Below are 17,324 nucleotides of genomic sequence, written 5' to 3' on the forward strand. Positions count from 1 at the left end.
ACGCACATCGTGCGCGGGGACGGCTCAACGCGGGTTTCTGCAACGGGCGCATCGACTTCACCTACGCGGACGCCGACAACAAGACCTACCGCACCTCCCGCGGCAAGACCCACACCGAGTGCAAGATCAACCCCATGCGGGACAACGCGCCCCAGACCCTTCCGCGCTACGGCAAGGCCTGCGCCCACATCCACGTCAACGGCGTACGCCGGGCCAGCCAGTGCCACCACATCACGAAGTGAGCCGCACGTGACCCCCGAACCCCCGCCCGAGGACCCCACGCGCGAAGCCACGGCCCGCCGCGACGGCGTCATCGCCTTCCTCACCGGCACGGCCGCGTCACTGGCCTTCTTCGCTTTCTTCCCCGGCCTCCCCCACGTCATCGACTGGGGCGCGATCCTCGTCTCCCTGGCCGTAGGCGCCCTCACCCACTGGGCCTGGCAAACCCGAACCAGGAGAAAGACCAAGCCCCTCGGTTAGGGCTCGCCCAGCAGATCTCCGACGACTCCCGCGATGAGGTCGTGCACCAGGAACTCACCGGCCCCGCGGTTCTCTTTGAGGCGTGCAAGGTCGCCGGGGCCGAACCAGTCGTAGGCGGAGTGCTTGGACCATTCCAGCGCCGGGTGGTCCAAGTCCCCCTCGACCTCGACGAGGTAGTCGGCCTCGTGACGGAGTCCACCGCCGTCGTCGCCCGTCCACGTCGCGGTGCCGAGGAACCGGCGCACCCGGGTCAGACGCCAGCCGGTCTCCTCCTCGACCTCACGCGCGAGAGCCTCCAGCACGCTCTCCCCCGCCTCGACGTGACCGCCCACGATGTCCCAGCAGTCGGCGAACAGCCGCCGGTCCACACTCCGCTTCTGAGCGAACGCCCGACCGTCCGGCCGAAGGATGACACCACCGACGGCCCAGACCTCGCCCACACCGGGCGCGGGCACGTGGACGCCGTCGTCGACAGCGAACGGCAGATCGCGAGTGTCCATGTCCGCCGGCGTAGGCCCCGCACCCCGCGCCACCAGCAGCCCAACCCCGCCCCGGAAATAGCAAAACCCCCAGGTCACGGCGAGTGAGTCCTGGGGGTTCTACAGAGCCGCCTTCGGGATTCGAACCCGAGACCTACGCATTACGAGTGCGTTGCTCTGGCCAACTGAGCTAAGGCGGCACCGCTGGGAAGACGAGAAATTCCCCGGAGGGAGGCTGTCATCAGCAGCGGCGCCAAGTCTACAGGGTTAAACCGGGTGCCCCGAACCGGGTCGTCGTGGGGGGTGGGGCAGGGGGCGTATCGGGGTGAGTCGGGCATTGCGGGAGGCTGGATCAGCCGGTCAGCACTTCTTGCCGTCCAGGGGCGGGGTGCCCTCCAGGAGGTACTGGTTGATCGCCGTGTCGATGCAGTCGCTGCCGCGGCCGTAGGCCGTGTGGCCGTCGCCGTCGTAGGTGAGCAGGACACCGGAGTCCAGCTGCGCCGCGAGGGCCTGGGCCCACTTGTAGGGGGTCGCCGGGTCGCGGACGGTGCCGACGACCACGATCGGGGCGGCGCCCTTCGCTTCCGCGCGGTGCGCCGCGCCGGTGGCCTTGACCGGCCAGTACGCGCAGTTCAGCGAGGCCCAGGCGAGGCCCGCGCCGAAGACCGGGGAGGCCTTCTGGAAGGACGGCAGGGCCTTCTCCACGTCCTCCGGACCCGTGAAGGCGGGCGGCTGGTCCAGGCAGTTCACCGCCGCGTTGGCGTACATCAGATTGGCGTACTTGCCGTGCGCGTCGCGCTCGTAGTAGCTGTCCGCGAGCCCGAGGAGCCCCGCGCCCTCGCCGTTCATGGCGTCCTTGAGCGCCTCGCGCAGCTGCGGCCAGGCCGCCTGGTCGTACAGGGCCGCGATCACGCCCGTCGTCGCGAGCGACTCGCCCAGCGGGCGCGCCGGGTCGCCGCTCGGTACCGGCTGGGCGTCGAGCTTGCGGAAGAACTCCTTCAGCCGCGCGGCCACCTCGTCCGGGTCGCCGTGGCCGAGCGGGCACTCGGGCTGCTTCGCGCAGTCCCGGGCGAAGGAGCGGAAGGCCGTCTCGAAGCCCTCCGTCTGATCCCGGTTCAGCTCCAGCGCCGGGCGCGCGGGGTCCATCGCGCCGTCCAGGACCAGCCGGCCGACGCGGGTGGGGAAGAGGTCGGCGTAGGTCGCGCCGAGGAAGGTCCCGTACGAGGCGCCGACGTACGTCAGCTTCTTGTCGCCCAGGACCGCGCGCAGCACGTCCATGTCCTTGGCCGCCTCCACCGTCGAGACGTGCGGCAGTACCCGGCGGGACTTCGCCTCGCAGCCCGCGGCGAACTCCTTGAAGGTCGTCACCAGCTTCGCCCGCTCCGCCGCGTCGTCCGGGGTCTGGTCCACCTGGGTGTAGGCGTCCATCCGGGGCCCGGTCAGGCAGTCCACCGGGGCGCTGCGGGCCACGCCGCGCGGGTCGAAGGACACCATGTCGTACCGGGCGCGCACGGGCGCCGGGTAGCCGATGCCCGCGTACGCCTGGAGGTACCCGATGCCGGAGCCTCCCGGGCCGCCCGGGTTGACCAGCAGGGAACCGATCCGCTTGCCCGGGCCCGTGGCCGCCTTGCGGGCGACCGCGATGTCGATGTCCTGGCCGTTGCCGGGGTGCGCGTAGTCCAGCGGGGCCTTCATGGTGGCGCACTGGAACCCCGGGGCACCGCAGTCCCGCCACGTCAGCTTCTGCGCGTAGTACGGCGCCAGCGCGGCCGGGATCGCCGTGGGCTCGGGCGACTGCGCGCCGGCGCTCCGGCTCGCCCCGGGTTCCGCGCCCGGGCCGGTCCGGCTGGCGGCCCCGGAGGAAGCGGCCGCGCTGGAGCCCGAGCTTGCCGAGGTGCACCCGGAGAGGAGCAGTCCGGCGGCGGCGATCACGGTTCCGGTGGTGCGCAGCAGGCGACTCGTGTCCATCTCCGGAGCGTACGGCCTGGCCGGTGCCCCTGAGCCGGAGGCCGCGCCCGGCCCCGGGGGTGACAGGGCGCGCACGCGACCCGCGCACCGGCGGGACGGGGCCGGCGCGGTCGCGGCCGTACGGGCGCCCGTACGGGTGAACCGGTCAACCGGCGTCCCCCGTCATCCCCGCCCCGGCGTACCGGAGCGCCGCCCCGCGGGGGCGCCGGGCCGCCGGGACCCCAGCTCCCCGCCCCGCCGGCTCAGCCCGCGCGCAGCGCCATCGTCATCGCCTCGACCGCGAGCAGCGGGGACACGTTGCGGTCCAGCGCCTCCCGGCACGCGATGATGCCCTCGATGCGGCGCAGGGTCCGCTCGGGGCCCGACGCGCGGGCGACCCGGTCGAGGTCCGGGCGTATCTCCTCATTGGCGATGGCCAGTCCGGAGCCGAGCTGGAGCGCCAGCACGTCCCGGTAGAAGCCGATCAGGTCGGTGAGGGCCAGGTCGAGGGTGTCGCGCTGGGTCCTGGTGCGGCGGCGCTTCTGCCGGTCCTCCAGGTCCTTCATCACCCCCGCGGTCCCCCGCGGCATCCGGCCGCCGGTGCCCGCGGCGGCGCCCATCGCGGCCCGTAGCTCCTCGGTCTCCTTGACGTCCACTTCCTCGGCCACCTGCTTGGCGTCCTCGGCGGCGGCGTCGACCAGCTCCTGGGCCGCCTTGAGGCACGCGCCCACGTCGTCCACCCGCAGCGGCAGCTTCAGCACGGCGGCCCGGCGGCTACGGGCCCGCTCGTCCGTGGCGAGCCGGCGGGCCCGGCCGATGTGCCCCTGCGTCGCGCGGGCGGCCGCGGCGGCCACCTCGGGCGCGATGCCGTCCCGCCGGACCAGTACGTCGGCGACGGCGGAGACCGACGGGGTACGCAGCGTCAGGTGACGGCAGCGGGACCGGATGGTGGGCAGTACGTCCTCCAGCGAGGGCGCGCACAGCAGCCACACCGTGCGCGGAGCGGGTTCCTCGACGGCTTTCAGCAGGACGTTCCCGGCGCCTTCGGTCAGCCGGTCGGCGTCCTCCAGGACGATGACCTGCCAGCGGCCCACGGCCGGGGACAGCTGCGCCCGGCGGACCAGGTCCCGGGTGTCCTTCACGCCGATGGAGAGGAGGTCGGTACGGACGATCTCCACATCGGAGTGGGTGCCGATCAGGGTGGTGTGGCAGCCGTCGCAGAATCCGCAGCCCGGTTCGCCGCCGAGCGCCCGGTCGGGGCTCGTGCACTGCAGGGCCGCCGCGAAGGCGCGGGCCGCGGTGGACCGGCCGGAGCCGGGCGGCCCCGTGAACAGCCAGGCGTGGGTCATCTTGGAGCCGGTCGCCGACTCGATGCCCGCGGCGTCGGCCGTGACCAGGGCGTCGGCGTCACGGGCGGCGGCGGCCAGCTGTGCCTGCACGCGCTCCTGGCCCACCAGGTCGTCCCATACGGGCATGCCGCCCACCACCCTTCTCTCTGTGTGCGTTCACTCGGTCACCCACCGCTCACCACCATTGTGGCGGGGCCCACTGACAATCCCGGCCGACGGCCTCGGGGGCCACGGCCCGGGCCCGATCAGCGGCGGCGCGGGCGGCGGCCCTCGTCGTCGTCCTCGCCCCGGCCCCGCGGCCCGAGCAGCTCGTCCGCGAGGGTCGGCAGATCGTCCATCGGGGTCTCCTCCGCCCAGTCCGAGCGGCGGCGCGGGCGGCCGGAGGCGTCCACGACCGGCAGCTCACGGGTGGCGTCGTTGCCGTTGCCACCCTCATCACGGGCGCCCCCGCGCTCGGCGCCGCCCTGCTCGTCCGCCGCATCCCGGAAGATCCGCTGCGGCACCCGGGACGTCGGATCGGAGCTCCGGACCGGCGGCAGCACGGCCGTCTCCTCGTTCGGCGAGACCGGACGCGCGGCGGCCGCGGTCCGGGGGTCGGCAGACCTGGAGGCCGACGGCGTCGACGCCTCAGGCCCCGGGCCCTGCTGCGGATCAATTTTCGGAACCGGCACCGTCTGGGTGATGTCGTCCGGCCCCACCACCGGCGTGACCACGGTGACCGCGTCCGCCGGATGCGCTCCCTCGACGGGGGCGGGGGCAGCGGGCGCCTCGGCGGCCTCCGCCTCCTTGACCATGTCCACCCGCCGGGTCGCGGGCGCCTCGGCGGCCGTCGCGGCCGCGCGAGCGGCGGCCTCGGCCTCGGCCCGGGCGGCAGCCTCGGCGGCGGCCCTCGCGGCATCCTCGGCCGCAGCACGAGCCGCAGCCTCGGCAGCGGCCTTCGCGGACGCGGCGGCCACCGCCGCCGCGGAAGCCTCGGCCAGCCGACGCGCCTCCTCCGCCTTCAGCAGCGCCTCCTCGGCCCGGCGCTGCTTCTCCAGCCGCCGTTCCTCGGCCTCGGCGCGCAGCCGCGCCTCTTCCTCGGCCTGCCGACGCAGCCGTTCCTGCTCCACCGCGCGGGCCTTCTCCTCGGCCTCCACGCGCAGCCGCTCGGCTTCGGCCCGGACCCGGGCCTCCTCCTCGGCGCGCAGCCGCTCTTCCTCCGCCTTGCGCGCGGCCTCGGCCTCGGCCTTGAGGCGGGCGGCCTCCGCCTCCCGGGCCAGCCGGGCTTCCTCCTCGGCCCGCAGCCGCGCCTCTTCGGCCTTGCGCGCGGCCTCCGCCTCGGCGGCCCTGCGCGCTTCCTCCTCCGCCCGGCGGCGCGCCTCGATCTGCGCCGCCACCTCGGCCTCGGACAGCGGCAGCATCCGGTCCATCCGGTGCCGGACGACCGTGGCCACCGATTCCGGGTCCTGGCCCGCGTCCACCACCAGATAGCGGCCGGGGTCGGACGCCGCCAGGGTCAGGAAACCGGCCCGCACCCGCTGGTGGAACTCCTGCGGCTCCGATTCCAGCCGGTCCGGCGCCTCCGTGAAGCGCTCGCGGGCCGTCTGCGGGGAGACGTCCAGCAGGACCGTCAGGTTCGGGACCAGTCCGTCGGTGGCCCAGCGCGAGATCCGGGCGATCTCGGTCGGGGACAGGTCGCGGCCCGCGCCCTGGTAGGCGACGGACGAGTCGATGTAGCGGTCGGAGATGACGACCGCGCCGCGCTCCAGGGCGGGCCGGACCACCGTGTCGACGTGCTCCGCCCGGTCGGCGGCGTACAGCAGCGCCTCAGCGCGGTTCGAGAGCCCGGCCGAGGAGACGTCGAGCAGGATCGAGCGCAGCCGCTTGCCCACCGGGGTGGCTCCCGGCTCGCGCGTGACGACGACCTCGTGGCCCTTGTTCCGTATCCACTCGGCGAGCTTCTCCACCTGGGTGGACTTGCCCGCGCCGTCGCCGCCCTCCAGGGCGATGAAGAATCCGGTGGCGGAGGCGGCCTGCACAGGCTCGCCGCCGCGCAGTGCCTCGCGCAGGTCCCGGCGCAGCGGGACGCCCCGGCGGTCGTCCGCCTTGATCAGGACGAGCACGGCGACCGGCAGCAGCAGCGCGCCGACCAGCAGGAGGACGAAGTCGGCGCCGCCGTGGTCGAAGACGACCTTGCCGGCCGCCAGCCGGTGCGGCCCGATCAGCGCGGCCAGCGCCGGGGCGCCGACGGCGCCGAGGCCGACGGCGACCCGGACGGCCGCGTGCAGGTGCTCGGTGACCCGCGCCCGGCGGAATTCCTCGGTCTCCTGGTCCAGCAGCGTGTGCCCGGTGTTGGCCGCCACGCCCGCGCCGGTTCCGGCGAGCAGCGTCAGGAAGAGGACCGTCGCGGTGTCCACGACCAGGCCGCTCAGCAGCAGGGCGAGCCCGGTGAGGGCGAGCGCCAGGGCCAGCAGGCGGCGCCGCGACAGTGCGGGCAGTATCTTCCCGGCCTGGGTGAGCCGGATCCCGGCGGCCGTGCCGCCGGCCAGCGCGAGCACCAGCAGCGCGAAGGTGGCCGGGCCGCCTTCCAGGTCGTACGCGTGCAGCGCGGCGACGCCGACGGCGCAGGCCACGGCTCCGGCGACCGCGGCGCAGGCGAGCACGAGCAGCCGGATGGCGCCCGTACGCCCCTTCTCGGGGCGGTCCCCCGCCTTCGGCGCGCGCAGCCCCTCCAGCGGGGACCGCGGGCGCGGGGTCTTCGTCTCGGGGAGCACCAGCGGCAGCAGCAGCGAGACGGAAGCGGCGAAGAGCCCGGCGGCGACGTACGAGCCCAGCGCGGCCTGGTTCGCCGCGAACCAGTCGACCCCGAGGCCGATGGCCCGGCCGAGCAGGGTGGCCGCGAGCAGCGCGGCGGCGGCGACCGGCAGCGCGGCGAACGCCGTACGCAGGGTCAGGCGCCGCAGGGTGTCCAGGTGGTCCGGCAGCGGCCGTACGGTCGCCCCCTCGGGCGGCGGTCCGGGCAGCAGGGCCGGGGCGGCGCTCTCCTTGGCCAGCGTCCACAGGCGCTCGGCGGCGCCGGAGACGAAGACGGTCGCGAGCAGCACGGTCAGCGCGTGCTCCGGGATCCAGTCGAGCCAGAGCGGGGCCACGACGAACAGCGCGATGCGCACCCCGTCGGCCCCGATCATGGTCCAGCGGCGGTCCAGCGGGCCGCCCGGCGCCGTGAGCTTGGTCAGCGGGCCGAGCAGGACCGCGCCGCAGACCACGGTGGCCAGGACGCGGACGCCGAGGACCGCGGCGACGGCGAGCGCGACACCGCGGGCGCCACCGCCGAACGAGCCTTCCGAAACGGCGGCCTGGAGCGCCAGCAGCACCAGGACCAGCAGGGCGAGCATGTCGCCGATGCCGCTCACGAGCTGGGCGCTCCACAGGCGGCGCAGCCTGGGCGTGCGCAGCAGGGCGCGCACCGCACGCTCGCGGGAGTCCGCGGCGAGGGCTTCGTCGTAGGTCGGGGCGGAAGGGGAGGTCTCGGGGGCCGTGACGACCGTTGGCTGCTCGGCTCGCGTCATCCGCCCAGCCTATCCGCTGCGCTTGGCGGGTGCGGAGGGCTGTGGACAAGGTCCACTCGCCGCCCGTCCACAGGCCGTCCTCAAGCCGTCAGCGGACGCCGCGGACGGCCCGCGGACAGCTGGACGGTGCGGCCCCGGCGCCGGTCCGAGGGCCCGCCCGCACACTGCCCCGGCCCTGCCCGCACACCGCAGAGGCCCCCACCCCACACACCGCCGAGGGCCCCGCGCCTGCGCGCGGGGCCCTCGGTTCGAGCGGTACGGCCGCCACCTGCCGGGTGGTGGCGGAGGTGGTGCTATTCGTCCGCCGCCGGGGTGGTCGCGGCCTTCTTGGCCACCGTCTTCTTCGCCGTCGTCGTCGTCTTCTTGGCGGCCGTCTTCTTGGCCGTCGTCGTCTTCTTCGCCGCGGTGGCCTTCTTGGCCGCGGTCGCCTTCTTGGCCGGGGCCTTCTTGGCGGTCTTCTTCACCGGGGCCTTCGCCCGCTTCTCCGCGAGCAGCTCGTAGCCCCGCTCCGGCGTGATCGTCTCGACGTCGTCGTCCCGCCGCAGCGTCGCGTTCGTCTCGCCGTCCGTCACGTAGGGCCCGAAGCGGCCGTCCTTGACCACCACCGGCTTCTCGCTGACCGGGTCGGTGCCCAGTTCCTTCAGCGGCGGCTTGGCCGCGGCCCGGCCGCGCTGCTTGGGCTGGGCGTAGATCGCCAGCGCCGCGTCGAGCGTGATCGAGAAGAGCTGGTCCTCGGTCTCCAGGGAGCGCGAGTCCGTGCCCTTCTTGAGGTACGGGCCGTAGCGGCCGTTCTGCGCGGTGATCTCGACGCCTTCGGCGTCCACGCCGACGACGCGCGGCAGCGACATCAGCTTGAGCGCTTCCTCCAGCGTCACCGTGTCGAGGCTCATCGACTGGAAGAGCGACGCGGTCCGCGGCTTGACCGCGTTCTTGCCGGTCTTCGGGGTGCCCTCGGGCAGGATCTCCGTCACGTACGGCCCGTAGCGGCCGTCCTTCGCGACGATCTGGTTCCCGCTGACCGGGTCCTGGCCCAGCTCGAACTCGCCGCTCGGCTTCGCGAAGAGCTCCTCCGCGTACTCGACCGTCAGCTCGTCGGGAGCCATGTCCTCCGGGACGTCCGCGCGCTGGTGGCCCTCGGCGTCCTTCTCACCGCGCTCGACGTACGGCCCGTAGCGGCCGACCCGCAGCACGATGCCCTCGCCGACCGGGAAGGAGGAGATCTCCCGGGCGTCGATCGCGCCGAGGTCCGTGACCAGCTCCTTCAGCCCGCCCAGGTGGTCGCCGGTGGCCGGGACCACCTCGGAGGCGTCCTCGGAGCCGAAGTAGAACCGCTTGAGCCACGGCACGGACTGCGCCTCGCCCCGCGCGATGCGGTCGAGGTCGTCCTCCATCTTGGCGGTGAAGTCGTAGTCGACGAGCCGGCCGAAGTGCGTCTCCAGCAGGTTCACCACGGCGAACGACAGGAAGGACGGCACGAGCGCCGTGCCCTTCTTGAAGACGTAGCCGCGGTCGAGGATCGTGCCGATGATCGACGCGTAGGTCGACGGGCGGCCGATCTCGCGCTCTTCCAGCTCCTTGACCAGCGAGGCCTCGGTGTAGCGGGCCGGGGGCTTGGTCGAGTGGCCGTCGGCGGTGATGTCCTCGCCGGTCAGCGCGTCGCCCTCGGCGACCTGGGGCAACCGCTTCTCGCGGTCGTCCAGCTCGGCGTTCGGGTCGTCGGCGCCTTCGACGTACGCCTTCATGAAGCCGTGGAAGGTGATCGTCTTGCCGGAGGCGGAGAACTCGGCGTCGCGGCCGTCGCTCGCCCGGCCGCCGATCTTGACGGTGACCGAGTTGCCGACCGCGTCCTTCATCTGGGAGGCGACGGTCCGCTTCCAGATCAGCTCGTACAGGCGGAACTGGTCGCCGGTCAGACCCGTCTCGGCGGGCGTGCGGAAACGGTCGCCCGAGGGGCGGATCGCCTCGTGCGCCTCCTGCGCGTTCTTGACCTTGCCCGCGTAGACGCGCGGCTTCTCCGGCAGGTATTCGGCCCCGTAGAGCTGCGTGACCTGCGCCCGGGCGGCCGTGACGGCCGTCTCGGACAGCGTCGTGGAGTCCGTACGCATATAGGTGATGAAGCCGTTCTCGTACAGCTTCTGCGCGACCTGCATGGTCGCCTTCGCACCGAAGCCGAGCTTGCGCGAGGCCTCCTGCTGGAGCGTGGTCGTACGGAACGGCGCGTACGGGGAGCGGCGGTACGGCTTGGACTCGACCGAGCGGACCGCGAAGGCGACCCCGTCGAGCGCGGCGGCCAGGGAGCGCGCGTTGGCCTCGTCGAGGTGCAGCACCTCGCTCTTGAGCTGCCCGGTGGATCCGAAGTCGCGGCCCTGCGCGACGCGCTTGCCGTCCACCGTGTTCAGGCGGGCGACCAGCGAGGACGGGTCGGAAGCGTCACCGGCGCGGCCGGTCGAGAAGGTTCCGGTCAGGTCCCAGTACTCGGCGGAGCGGAAGGCGATGCGCTCGCGCTCCCGCTCGACGACCATGCGGGTGGCCACCGACTGGACGCGGCCCGCCGACAGCTTCGGCATGACCTTCTTCCACAGGACCGGCGAGACCTCGTAGCCGTAGAGGCGGTCGAGGATGCGGCGGGTCTCCTGGGCGTCGACCATGCGCTGGTTGAGCTCGCGCGGGTTGGCGACGGCGTCGCGGATCGCGTCCTTGGTGATCTCGTGGAAGACCATCCGGTGGACGGGGACCTTGGGCTTGAGGACTTCCTGCAGGTGCCACGCGATGGCTTCGCCCTCGCGGTCCTCATCGGTGGCGAGGAAGAGTTCGTCGGACTCGGCCAGCAGCTCCTTGAGCTTCCTGACCTGCGCCTTCTTGTCGGCGTTCACGACATAGATCGGCTGGAAGTCGTGCTCGACGTCCACGCCGAGACGGCGGACCTCGCCCGTGTACTTCTCGGGGACCTCCGCGGCGCCGCTCGGGAGGTCGCGGATGTGCCCGACGCTCGCCTCGACGACATATCCCGGGCCGAGGTAGCCCTTGATCGTCTTCGCCTTGGCAGGAGACTCGACGATGACGAGTCGGCGGCCGCCCTTTGCGGTCTCGCTAGTCGGGGACAACTTGGCTCTTCTCTCCGGTCGGCACTCGGTCGCGGTACGGCGACGCTGCGGAGTGTGACGGTACAACCCGCCCCCGTGTCAAACGGGACAAGCCCGCAACGGCCACTCGAACGGTAACCCGACAAGTGCCACTTCTGCCGCCCGGATGGCGCGGCGGACCCTTCCCGATCATCGCGCGGGAGGTCCGGGGGCCGTCCGGTCCCTCCCCCGGAGCGCCCGGTTCAGAGGCGGCCCAGGCACCACGCGCCGAGGGCCAGCGACCCCGCGCCCGCCAGCACCGCGACCGGTACGGCCACGGCGTGGCGCACGCCCTCGGCGACCGGCGCGCCGCGCCGTGCGCGCGCCCCCGTCCAGGTCAGCAGGATCGCCCCGAACAGCAGGAACACCGTTGCGGCGAACACCGCCGGGCCGCTCTCCATACCGTCTCCCCCCGCCGCGGGCGCGGCCCGCGAGCCGCTGCCGGAGTCCCCCCGGACTCCCCCGGTCCGGACCTTTCCAGCCCCGGGCGTACGGCGCGCCAACCCCGGGTTAACTCATGGCTCGCCGGCCGCGCGGGCTCCAGGAACCCCTGCTCCACCAGCAGGCGGATCGCCTCCGGGGTGCGGTCCCGCAGGAGCACCGGATCCTCCTCGACCAGGTGGGCGATCGCGTCGAGGATCCGCCCGGCGCTCAGTGAGCCGTCACACACTCCGGCGAAGCCCGCGCCGACCGTGTCGACCTTGGTGGCGCGCCGCATCCCGCGGTTCTGCCGGAGCACGACGTGCTCGGGGTCCTCCGCGCCGGGGGCGCCTACCTGCTCCTGGACGACCTCCTCGACGAGCCGGAAGTACCCCTCCAGGAGCGCCGCGTCGTCGTGCTCGCGCAGGTAGTCCTGGCGGGCGAAATGGGCCCGGACCGTGTCGCCGAGGGGCTGCTCCACCGAGTGCGGCCACTCCTCGACCACGATCGAGGGGACCGCCGCGTCCGTGCGGCGCAGGGTGATCCAGCCGAAGCCGACCGCCTTGGTCTTGCGCGCCTCGAATTCCTCCAGCCAGGCCTCGTAGCGCCGCGCGTAGGCCTCGGGGTCCTCGCGGTGGTCGCCCGCGTCCCGCAGCCAGAGCTCCGCGTACTGCGTCACGTCCTGCACATCGCGCTGCACGATCCACGCGTCACAGCCCGCCGGGACCCAGGACCGCAGCCGGTCGTGCCAGTCCTCGCCCTCGACGTGCTGCCAGTTGGCCAGGAACTGCGCATATCCGCCCGGATTCAGCCGGTCGCCCGCTTGGCGGACCAGCGCGCGGCACAGGTCGTCCCCGCCCATCCCGCCGTCCCGGTAGGTCAGCCGGGCCCCGGGGGAGATCACGAAGGGCGGGTTGGAGACGATCAGGTCATAGGTCGCGTCGCCGACCGGCTCGAAGAGCGAACCGGTGAGCAGCTCGGCCTCCGGCGCCCCCGACAGCGCGAGCGTCAGCCGGGTGAAGTCCAGCGCGCGGGGGTTGACGTCGGTGGCGGTGACCCGGGTCGCGTGCCGCGCGGCGTGCAGCGCCTGGATGCCGGACCCGGTACCGACGTCCAGGGCCGAGCCGACCGGGGTGCGGACGGTGATCCCGGCCAGGGTGGTGGAGGCCCCTCCGACGCCGAGGACCACGCCCTCCTCCCGGCTGCCGATCCCGCCGGCCCCGCCGACCGCGCAGCCCAGATCCGAGACGATGAACCAGTCCTCGCCGTCGGGACCGCCGTACGGGCGTACGTCCACCACGGCGTGTACGTCGTCCCCCGCGCGCCGCAGCCAGCCGTCGGCCAGCGCCTCCTCGACGGGCAGCGCGGCCGCGGCCCGGTCGTACGGCACGGGCCGCTGGAGCAGGAACAGCCGCACCAGGCTCGCCAGCGGGCCGTCGGCCCGGGTGGCGCGCAGGGCGGGAACAGTCTCGCTGCGGGCCAGCGCGGCGTAGGCGGGGGCGCCGAGCAGGTCGAGCAGGCCGTCGGCGGTGAAGCCCGCGGCGAGCAGGGCCGAGCGCAGGGCGCCGGCGCGGTCGGGCGAGGGCAGGCGGGGAAGGCTGGTGGTACTCACCGGTCCATTGTGTCCGCTGCCACCGGGAATCCGTGCGACGTACGGGACACGGCCGGGGAACGCGCCGGGAAGCGGCCGCGGCCGGCGGCCCGGGCGGGAGGCCGCGGGGACCCGGCCGGGCGCGCGGCAGGGCGGCCGGGCCCGTTTCCGGTCCCGGCCGCCCTGGTCGGCGTACGCCCTGTCAGCGGGCGGGCCGTCAGCTCTTGGAGGGCTCCGGGGTCGCCTGGACCTGGCAGCCCTTCTGGCCGTTCATCGCCTTGTCGAGGCCGCCCGACTTCAGCTTCTCCAGGGCCGCCTTGCCGCCCTGGGTGGTCTGGTCGAGGCCGCTGGCGATGGTCTTGAGGCCCTCCGCGAACTTGCCCTGGTCCTTGGGGTCGAGGGCGTCCATCTTCGTCTTGAGGTCCGCGTAGCCCTTGGAGGTGTCCTCGAAGCCCTTGACGGCGGCCTTCTGCGTCGCCTCACCGTCCTTGACCGGAGGAACTCCCGCGCTGGTCAGGGCGGAACCCATGGCCTTGTAGGACTCGGACATGGTCTGGAACGCGCCCGCGTCCGTCTTCTGCACGTCCTCGGGCTTGCTGCTCTCGGTCGCCACGCGCTTGATGTCCGCGTTGGCTCCCTCGATCTTCTTCAGCTCGGGCTGCCACTTGTCGCAGACCTTCTTGGCCCAGTCGTCGGTCTTGTTGCCGCCGTCGTCACCGCAACCGGACAGCACGAGCATCAGTACCGCGCCGCCGGACAAGGCGGCCGCAAACTTCTTGTTCACCGGATCGGTCCCTTCCAAGGCTCTCGGCCCGGAAGATACACGTCTGCATCCGGATAAGCGGAAAGACGGACAGACGGCGCGTCAGTCCGCGCCGTCCGTCCGCCATTCGGTCCCTTGCGGCGGCCCTCGGGGAGGGCCGGTCGCCGCTCCGTCAGGAGACCACCGCCGGGTCGGTCGGCTGGGCCACCCGCTCGGCCGCGCCACTGCCGGTGTCGTCGCCGACCGTGATGCCGCGCCGCTTGGACACGTACACCGCGGTGACGATCACGAAGATCGCCACGACGGCGACGACCGCGCGGACGGTCGCGCTGGCGTCGGCGCCGTAGCTGAACTGCACGACGGCCGGGGCGATCAGCAGCGCCACCAGGTTCATCACCTTGAGCAGCGGGTTGATCGCCGGGCCGGCGGTGTCCTTGAACGGGTCGCCGACGGTGTCGCCGATGACGGTCGCGGCGTGGGCGTCGCTGCCCTTGCCGCCGTAATGGCCGTCCTCGACGAGCTTCTTCGCGTTGTCCCACGCCCCGCCGGAGTTGGCGAGGAAGACGGCCATCAGCGTGCCGGTGCCGATGGCGCCGGCCAGGTAGGAGCCGAGCGCGCCGACGCCGAGGCTGAAGCCGACCGCGATGGGGGCCATCACGGCGAGCAGGCCGGGCGTGGCGAGTTCGCGCAGCGCGTCCTTGGTGCAGATGTCCACGACGCGCCCGTACTCGGGCTTCTCGGTGTAGTCCATGATCCCGGGGTGCTCGCGGAACTGGCGGCGCACCTCGTAGACCACGGCCCCGGCGGAGCGGGACACCGCGTTGATGGCCAGGCCCGAGAACAGGAAGACGACGGCCGCGCCGAGGATCAGCCCGACGAGGTTGTTCGGCTGCGAGATGTCCAGGCTCAGGCCCATGTCGCCGGCCTTGGCGCCGACGTCCTTGACGGCCGTGGCGATGGCGTCGCGGTACGAGCCGAAGAGCGCGGCGGCGGCCAGTACGGCGGTGGCGATGGCGATGCCCTTGGTGATCGCCTTGGTGGTGTTGCCCACCGCGTCCAGGTCGGTGAGGACCTGGGCGCCCGCGCCCTCGACATCGCCGGACATCTCCGCGATGCCCTGGGCGTTGTCGGAGACGGGGCCGAAGGTGTCCATGGCGACGATGACGCCCACGGTGGTCAGCAGGCCGGTGCCGGCCAGGGCCACCGCGAAGAGCGCCAGCATGATCGACGTGCCGCCGAGCAGGAACGCGCCGTAGACGCCGAGGCCGATGAGCAGCGCGGTGTAGACGGCGGATTCCAGGCCGATGGAGATGCCGGCGAGGACGACGGTGGCCGCGCCGGTCAGCGAGGACTTGCCGATGTCCTGGACGGGACGCCGGGTGGTCTCGGTGAAGTAGCCCGTGAGCTGCTGGATGAGGGCCGCGAGCACGATGCCGATGGCCACGGAGACGAGCGCGAAGACGCGCGGGTCGCCGGCGTGGCCGGTGATGGCCGCGTCCTCCACGCCGACCAGGTCCTTGAAGCTGGACGGCAGGTAGACCAGGACCGCGACGGCGACCAGCACCAGCGAGATCACCGCGGAGATGAAGAAACCGCGGTTGATGGCGGTCATGCCGCTGCGGTCGGTGCGGCGCGGGGAGACCGCGAAGATGCCGATCATGGCGGTGATGACGCCGATGGCGGGCACGATCAGCGGGAAGGCCAGCCCCAGGTCGCCGAAGGCGGCCTTGCCGAGGATGAGCGCCGCGACGAGCGTGACGGCGTACGACTCGAAGAGGTCGGCGGCCATGCCCGCGCAGTCGCCGACGTTGTCGCCCACGTTGTCGGCGATGGTCGCGGCATTGCGCGGATCGTCCTCCGGAATGCCCTGCTCGACCTTGCCGACCAGGTCGGCGCCGACGTCGGCGGCCTTGGTGAAGATGCCGCCGCCGACGCGCATGAACATCGCGATCAGGGCCGCGCCGAGGCCGAAGCCCTCCAGGACCTTGGGGGCGTCGGCGGCGTAGACGAGCACGACGCAGGAGGCGCCGAGCAGGCCGAGGCCGACGGTGAACATGCCGACCACGCCGCCGGTGCGGAAGGCGATCCGCATCGCCTTGTGGGAGACCTCGGTGAGGTCCTTGGCGGGTTCGCCCTCGGCGGGGGTGGCCTCGCGGGCGGCCGCGGCGACGCGCACGTTGGCGCGGACGGCCAGCCGCATGCCGATGTAGCCGGTGGCGGCCGAGAACAGCGCGCCGACGAGGAAGAAGGCGGAACGTCCCGCCCGCTGCGTCCAGTTCTCGGCGGGGAGCATGAAGAGCAGGAAGAACACGACGACGGCGAAGATGCCGAGGGTGCGCAACTGCCGCCCCAGGTAGGCGTTGGCGCCCTCCTGGACGGCCGCCGCGATCTCCTTCATCCGGTCGGTTCCCTCGTCGGCGGCCAGGACCTGGCGGACCAGGACCTGTGCGACGACGAGTGCGGCGAGTGCCACCGCCGCGATGACGATCACGATAAGCCGATTGTCATCGGTGAGCACCGCTGCCGAGAGCTGAGCGGTGCCGTCTTGCGCGAGAGGGGTGAAGAGCCCCGTCATTCGTCCTCCTTGACGTGATGAGCTCAAGATGTGGACGGATTGTAGGGAGCGCCACCTGATCAAAACAGGGGGCGGGAAACGGAATTGGCCTGCTCTTGCTCCTCAGCAATAGATCGCGTCACGCCATTACCCTCGAAAGTAGTAATGGGGCAAACCCATTGACAGATCGCCGCTCCCGCACGGAAGGGCCGCGGATCGCCGTGCATTCGATCTAGGAAAAGGAAAAAGGCCCTGCTCAGCAGGGCCTCGAAAAAACATAGGAAGATGAGATTAAAGATCTAGGAGGAGAAAAAGCGGAGGAACGCGCCGCGTCCCCGGAAGTCGCGCGGCGTCTACGGGCGTGCGGAGAGCCCGGTCGTCGGCCAGCTCATCCTGATGACACCGCCCGATTCCCCACTGGTCACCTCGAGATCGTCCACGAGCCCGCTGATGACCGCGAGGCTCATCTCGTCGTCGGCGTCGCTGTCGCCCTCCACCGCCGCGGGGGCGGGGTCGTCGGAACCCGCGCCGGAGTCGGGCGTGGCGTGGCTGCCGGAGGGGCCGGGGACCTCGTCGCCGACCTCGATGGTGAAGACCTTCTCGTCCTCGGTCAGCACGACGCGGACGGGAGCGAGGAGCCCGTTGCCCCGGTGCAGGCCCACGGCGCGCGAACAGGCCTCGCCCACGGCGAGTCTGACCTCGTCGAGCACGGCCTCCTCCACGCCGGCCCGGCGCGCCACGGCGGCCGCGACCAGGCGGGCCGTCCGGACGTGTTCGGGCTGAGCGCTGAAGCGGAGTTCAACGGTGGCCATGCGCGTCCCCCTCGGATTACGGGCGTGCCTTGCGGGGGCCCGGACCACTGTGGTCCGGAACCCCCCGCTCCTACTGCCGGGATCCGTCAGTCGGTGGCGTTGACGGCGTCTTCCACCGTGGTGTGAATCGGGAACACCTTGGTGAGACCGGTAATGCGGAAAATCTTGAGGATGCGCTCCTGGTTGCACACCAGGCGCAGCGAGCCCTCGTGCGCACGGACGCGCTTGAGGCCTCCCACGAGCACACCGAGGCCGGTGG

Annotated in this window: 12 protein-coding genes and 1 tRNA gene; 1 reads left to right on the plus strand and 12 read right to left on the minus strand. The window is 72.8% G+C overall.

Annotation, left to right across the window (positions count from 1 at the left end; all coding sequences use genetic code 11):
* The first annotated feature begins 249 nt into the window (after nucleotides 1-249).
* A complete protein-coding gene (locus AC0693_RS35855) occupies nucleotides 250-480 on the plus strand; it encodes a hypothetical protein (protein ID WP_478804184.1) in 231 nt (76 codons plus the stop codon).
* Here the strand turns inward: AC0693_RS35855 and AC0693_RS35860 are convergent.
* The 12 genes from AC0693_RS35860 to AC0693_RS35915 all read right to left on the minus strand — a co-directional run.
* On the minus strand, nucleotides 477-980 hold the full coding sequence (locus AC0693_RS35860; protein ID WP_478804185.1) for an NUDIX hydrolase: 504 nt from the start codon (nucleotides 978-980) through the stop codon (nucleotides 477-479). The genes AC0693_RS35855 and AC0693_RS35860 overlap by 4 nt on opposite strands.
* A 105-nt stretch (nucleotides 981-1,085) precedes the next feature.
* A tRNA-Thr gene (locus AC0693_RS35865) sits at nucleotides 1,086-1,159 on the minus strand.
* Nucleotides 1,160-1,319: 160 nt separating this feature from the next.
* Nucleotides 1,320-2,927, minus strand: a complete 1,608-nt coding sequence (locus AC0693_RS35870) for an alpha/beta hydrolase (RefSeq protein ID WP_478804186.1) — start codon at nucleotides 2,925-2,927, stop codon at nucleotides 1,320-1,322.
* Nucleotides 2,928-3,169: 242 nt separating this feature from the next.
* A complete protein-coding gene (locus AC0693_RS35875) occupies nucleotides 3,170-4,381 on the minus strand; it encodes a DNA polymerase III subunit delta' (RefSeq protein ID WP_356406585.1) in 1,212 nt (403 codons plus the stop codon).
* Nucleotides 4,382-4,500: 119 nt separating this feature from the next.
* Nucleotides 4,501-7,803: a dTMP kinase gene (gene tmk, locus AC0693_RS35880; protein ID WP_478804187.1), complete on the minus strand. Its 3,303-nt coding sequence runs from the start codon at nucleotides 7,801-7,803 to the stop codon at nucleotides 4,501-4,503.
* A 293-nt stretch (nucleotides 7,804-8,096) separates the two neighbouring features.
* Nucleotides 8,097-10,907 (minus strand): type I DNA topoisomerase, encoded by a 2,811-nt coding sequence (gene topA / locus AC0693_RS35885; RefSeq protein WP_478804188.1) that lies wholly within the window; start codon nucleotides 10,905-10,907, stop codon nucleotides 8,097-8,099.
* A gap of 221 nt (nucleotides 10,908-11,128) precedes the next feature.
* Entirely contained in the window at nucleotides 11,129-11,308 is a 180-nt protein-coding gene (locus AC0693_RS35890) for a hypothetical protein (RefSeq protein ID WP_478804189.1), read from the minus strand.
* Complete coding sequence (locus AC0693_RS35895; RefSeq protein ID WP_478804190.1) at nucleotides 11,263-12,957, minus strand: DUF7059 domain-containing protein; 1,695 nt, start codon at nucleotides 12,955-12,957, stop codon at nucleotides 11,263-11,265. Before AC0693_RS35895 ends, AC0693_RS35890 begins: the two co-directional genes overlap by 46 nt.
* A 196-nt stretch (nucleotides 12,958-13,153) precedes the next feature.
* The gene (locus AC0693_RS35900) at nucleotides 13,154-13,720 is read right to left on the minus strand and encodes a small secreted protein (RefSeq protein WP_356406571.1); all 567 of its coding nucleotides are present in this window, start codon (nucleotides 13,718-13,720) and stop codon (nucleotides 13,154-13,156) included.
* A gap of 151 nt (nucleotides 13,721-13,871) precedes the next feature.
* A complete protein-coding gene (locus tag AC0693_RS35905) occupies nucleotides 13,872-16,274 on the minus strand; it encodes a sodium-translocating pyrophosphatase (protein WP_478804191.1) in 2,403 nt (800 codons plus the stop codon).
* A gap of 332 nt (nucleotides 16,275-16,606) precedes the next feature.
* On the minus strand, nucleotides 16,607-17,065 hold the full coding sequence (locus AC0693_RS35910) for an ATP-binding protein (RefSeq protein WP_469337406.1): 459 nt from the start codon (nucleotides 17,063-17,065) through the stop codon (nucleotides 16,607-16,609).
* 86 nt (nucleotides 17,066-17,151) lie between these two features.
* Nucleotides 17,152-17,324, minus strand: a 173-nt coding sequence (locus AC0693_RS35915; RefSeq protein ID WP_478804192.1) for an STAS domain-containing protein, incomplete at its 5' end; no start/stop codon positions are given.

Source organism: Streptomyces sp. NPDC043876 (genome assembly GCF_056435825.1).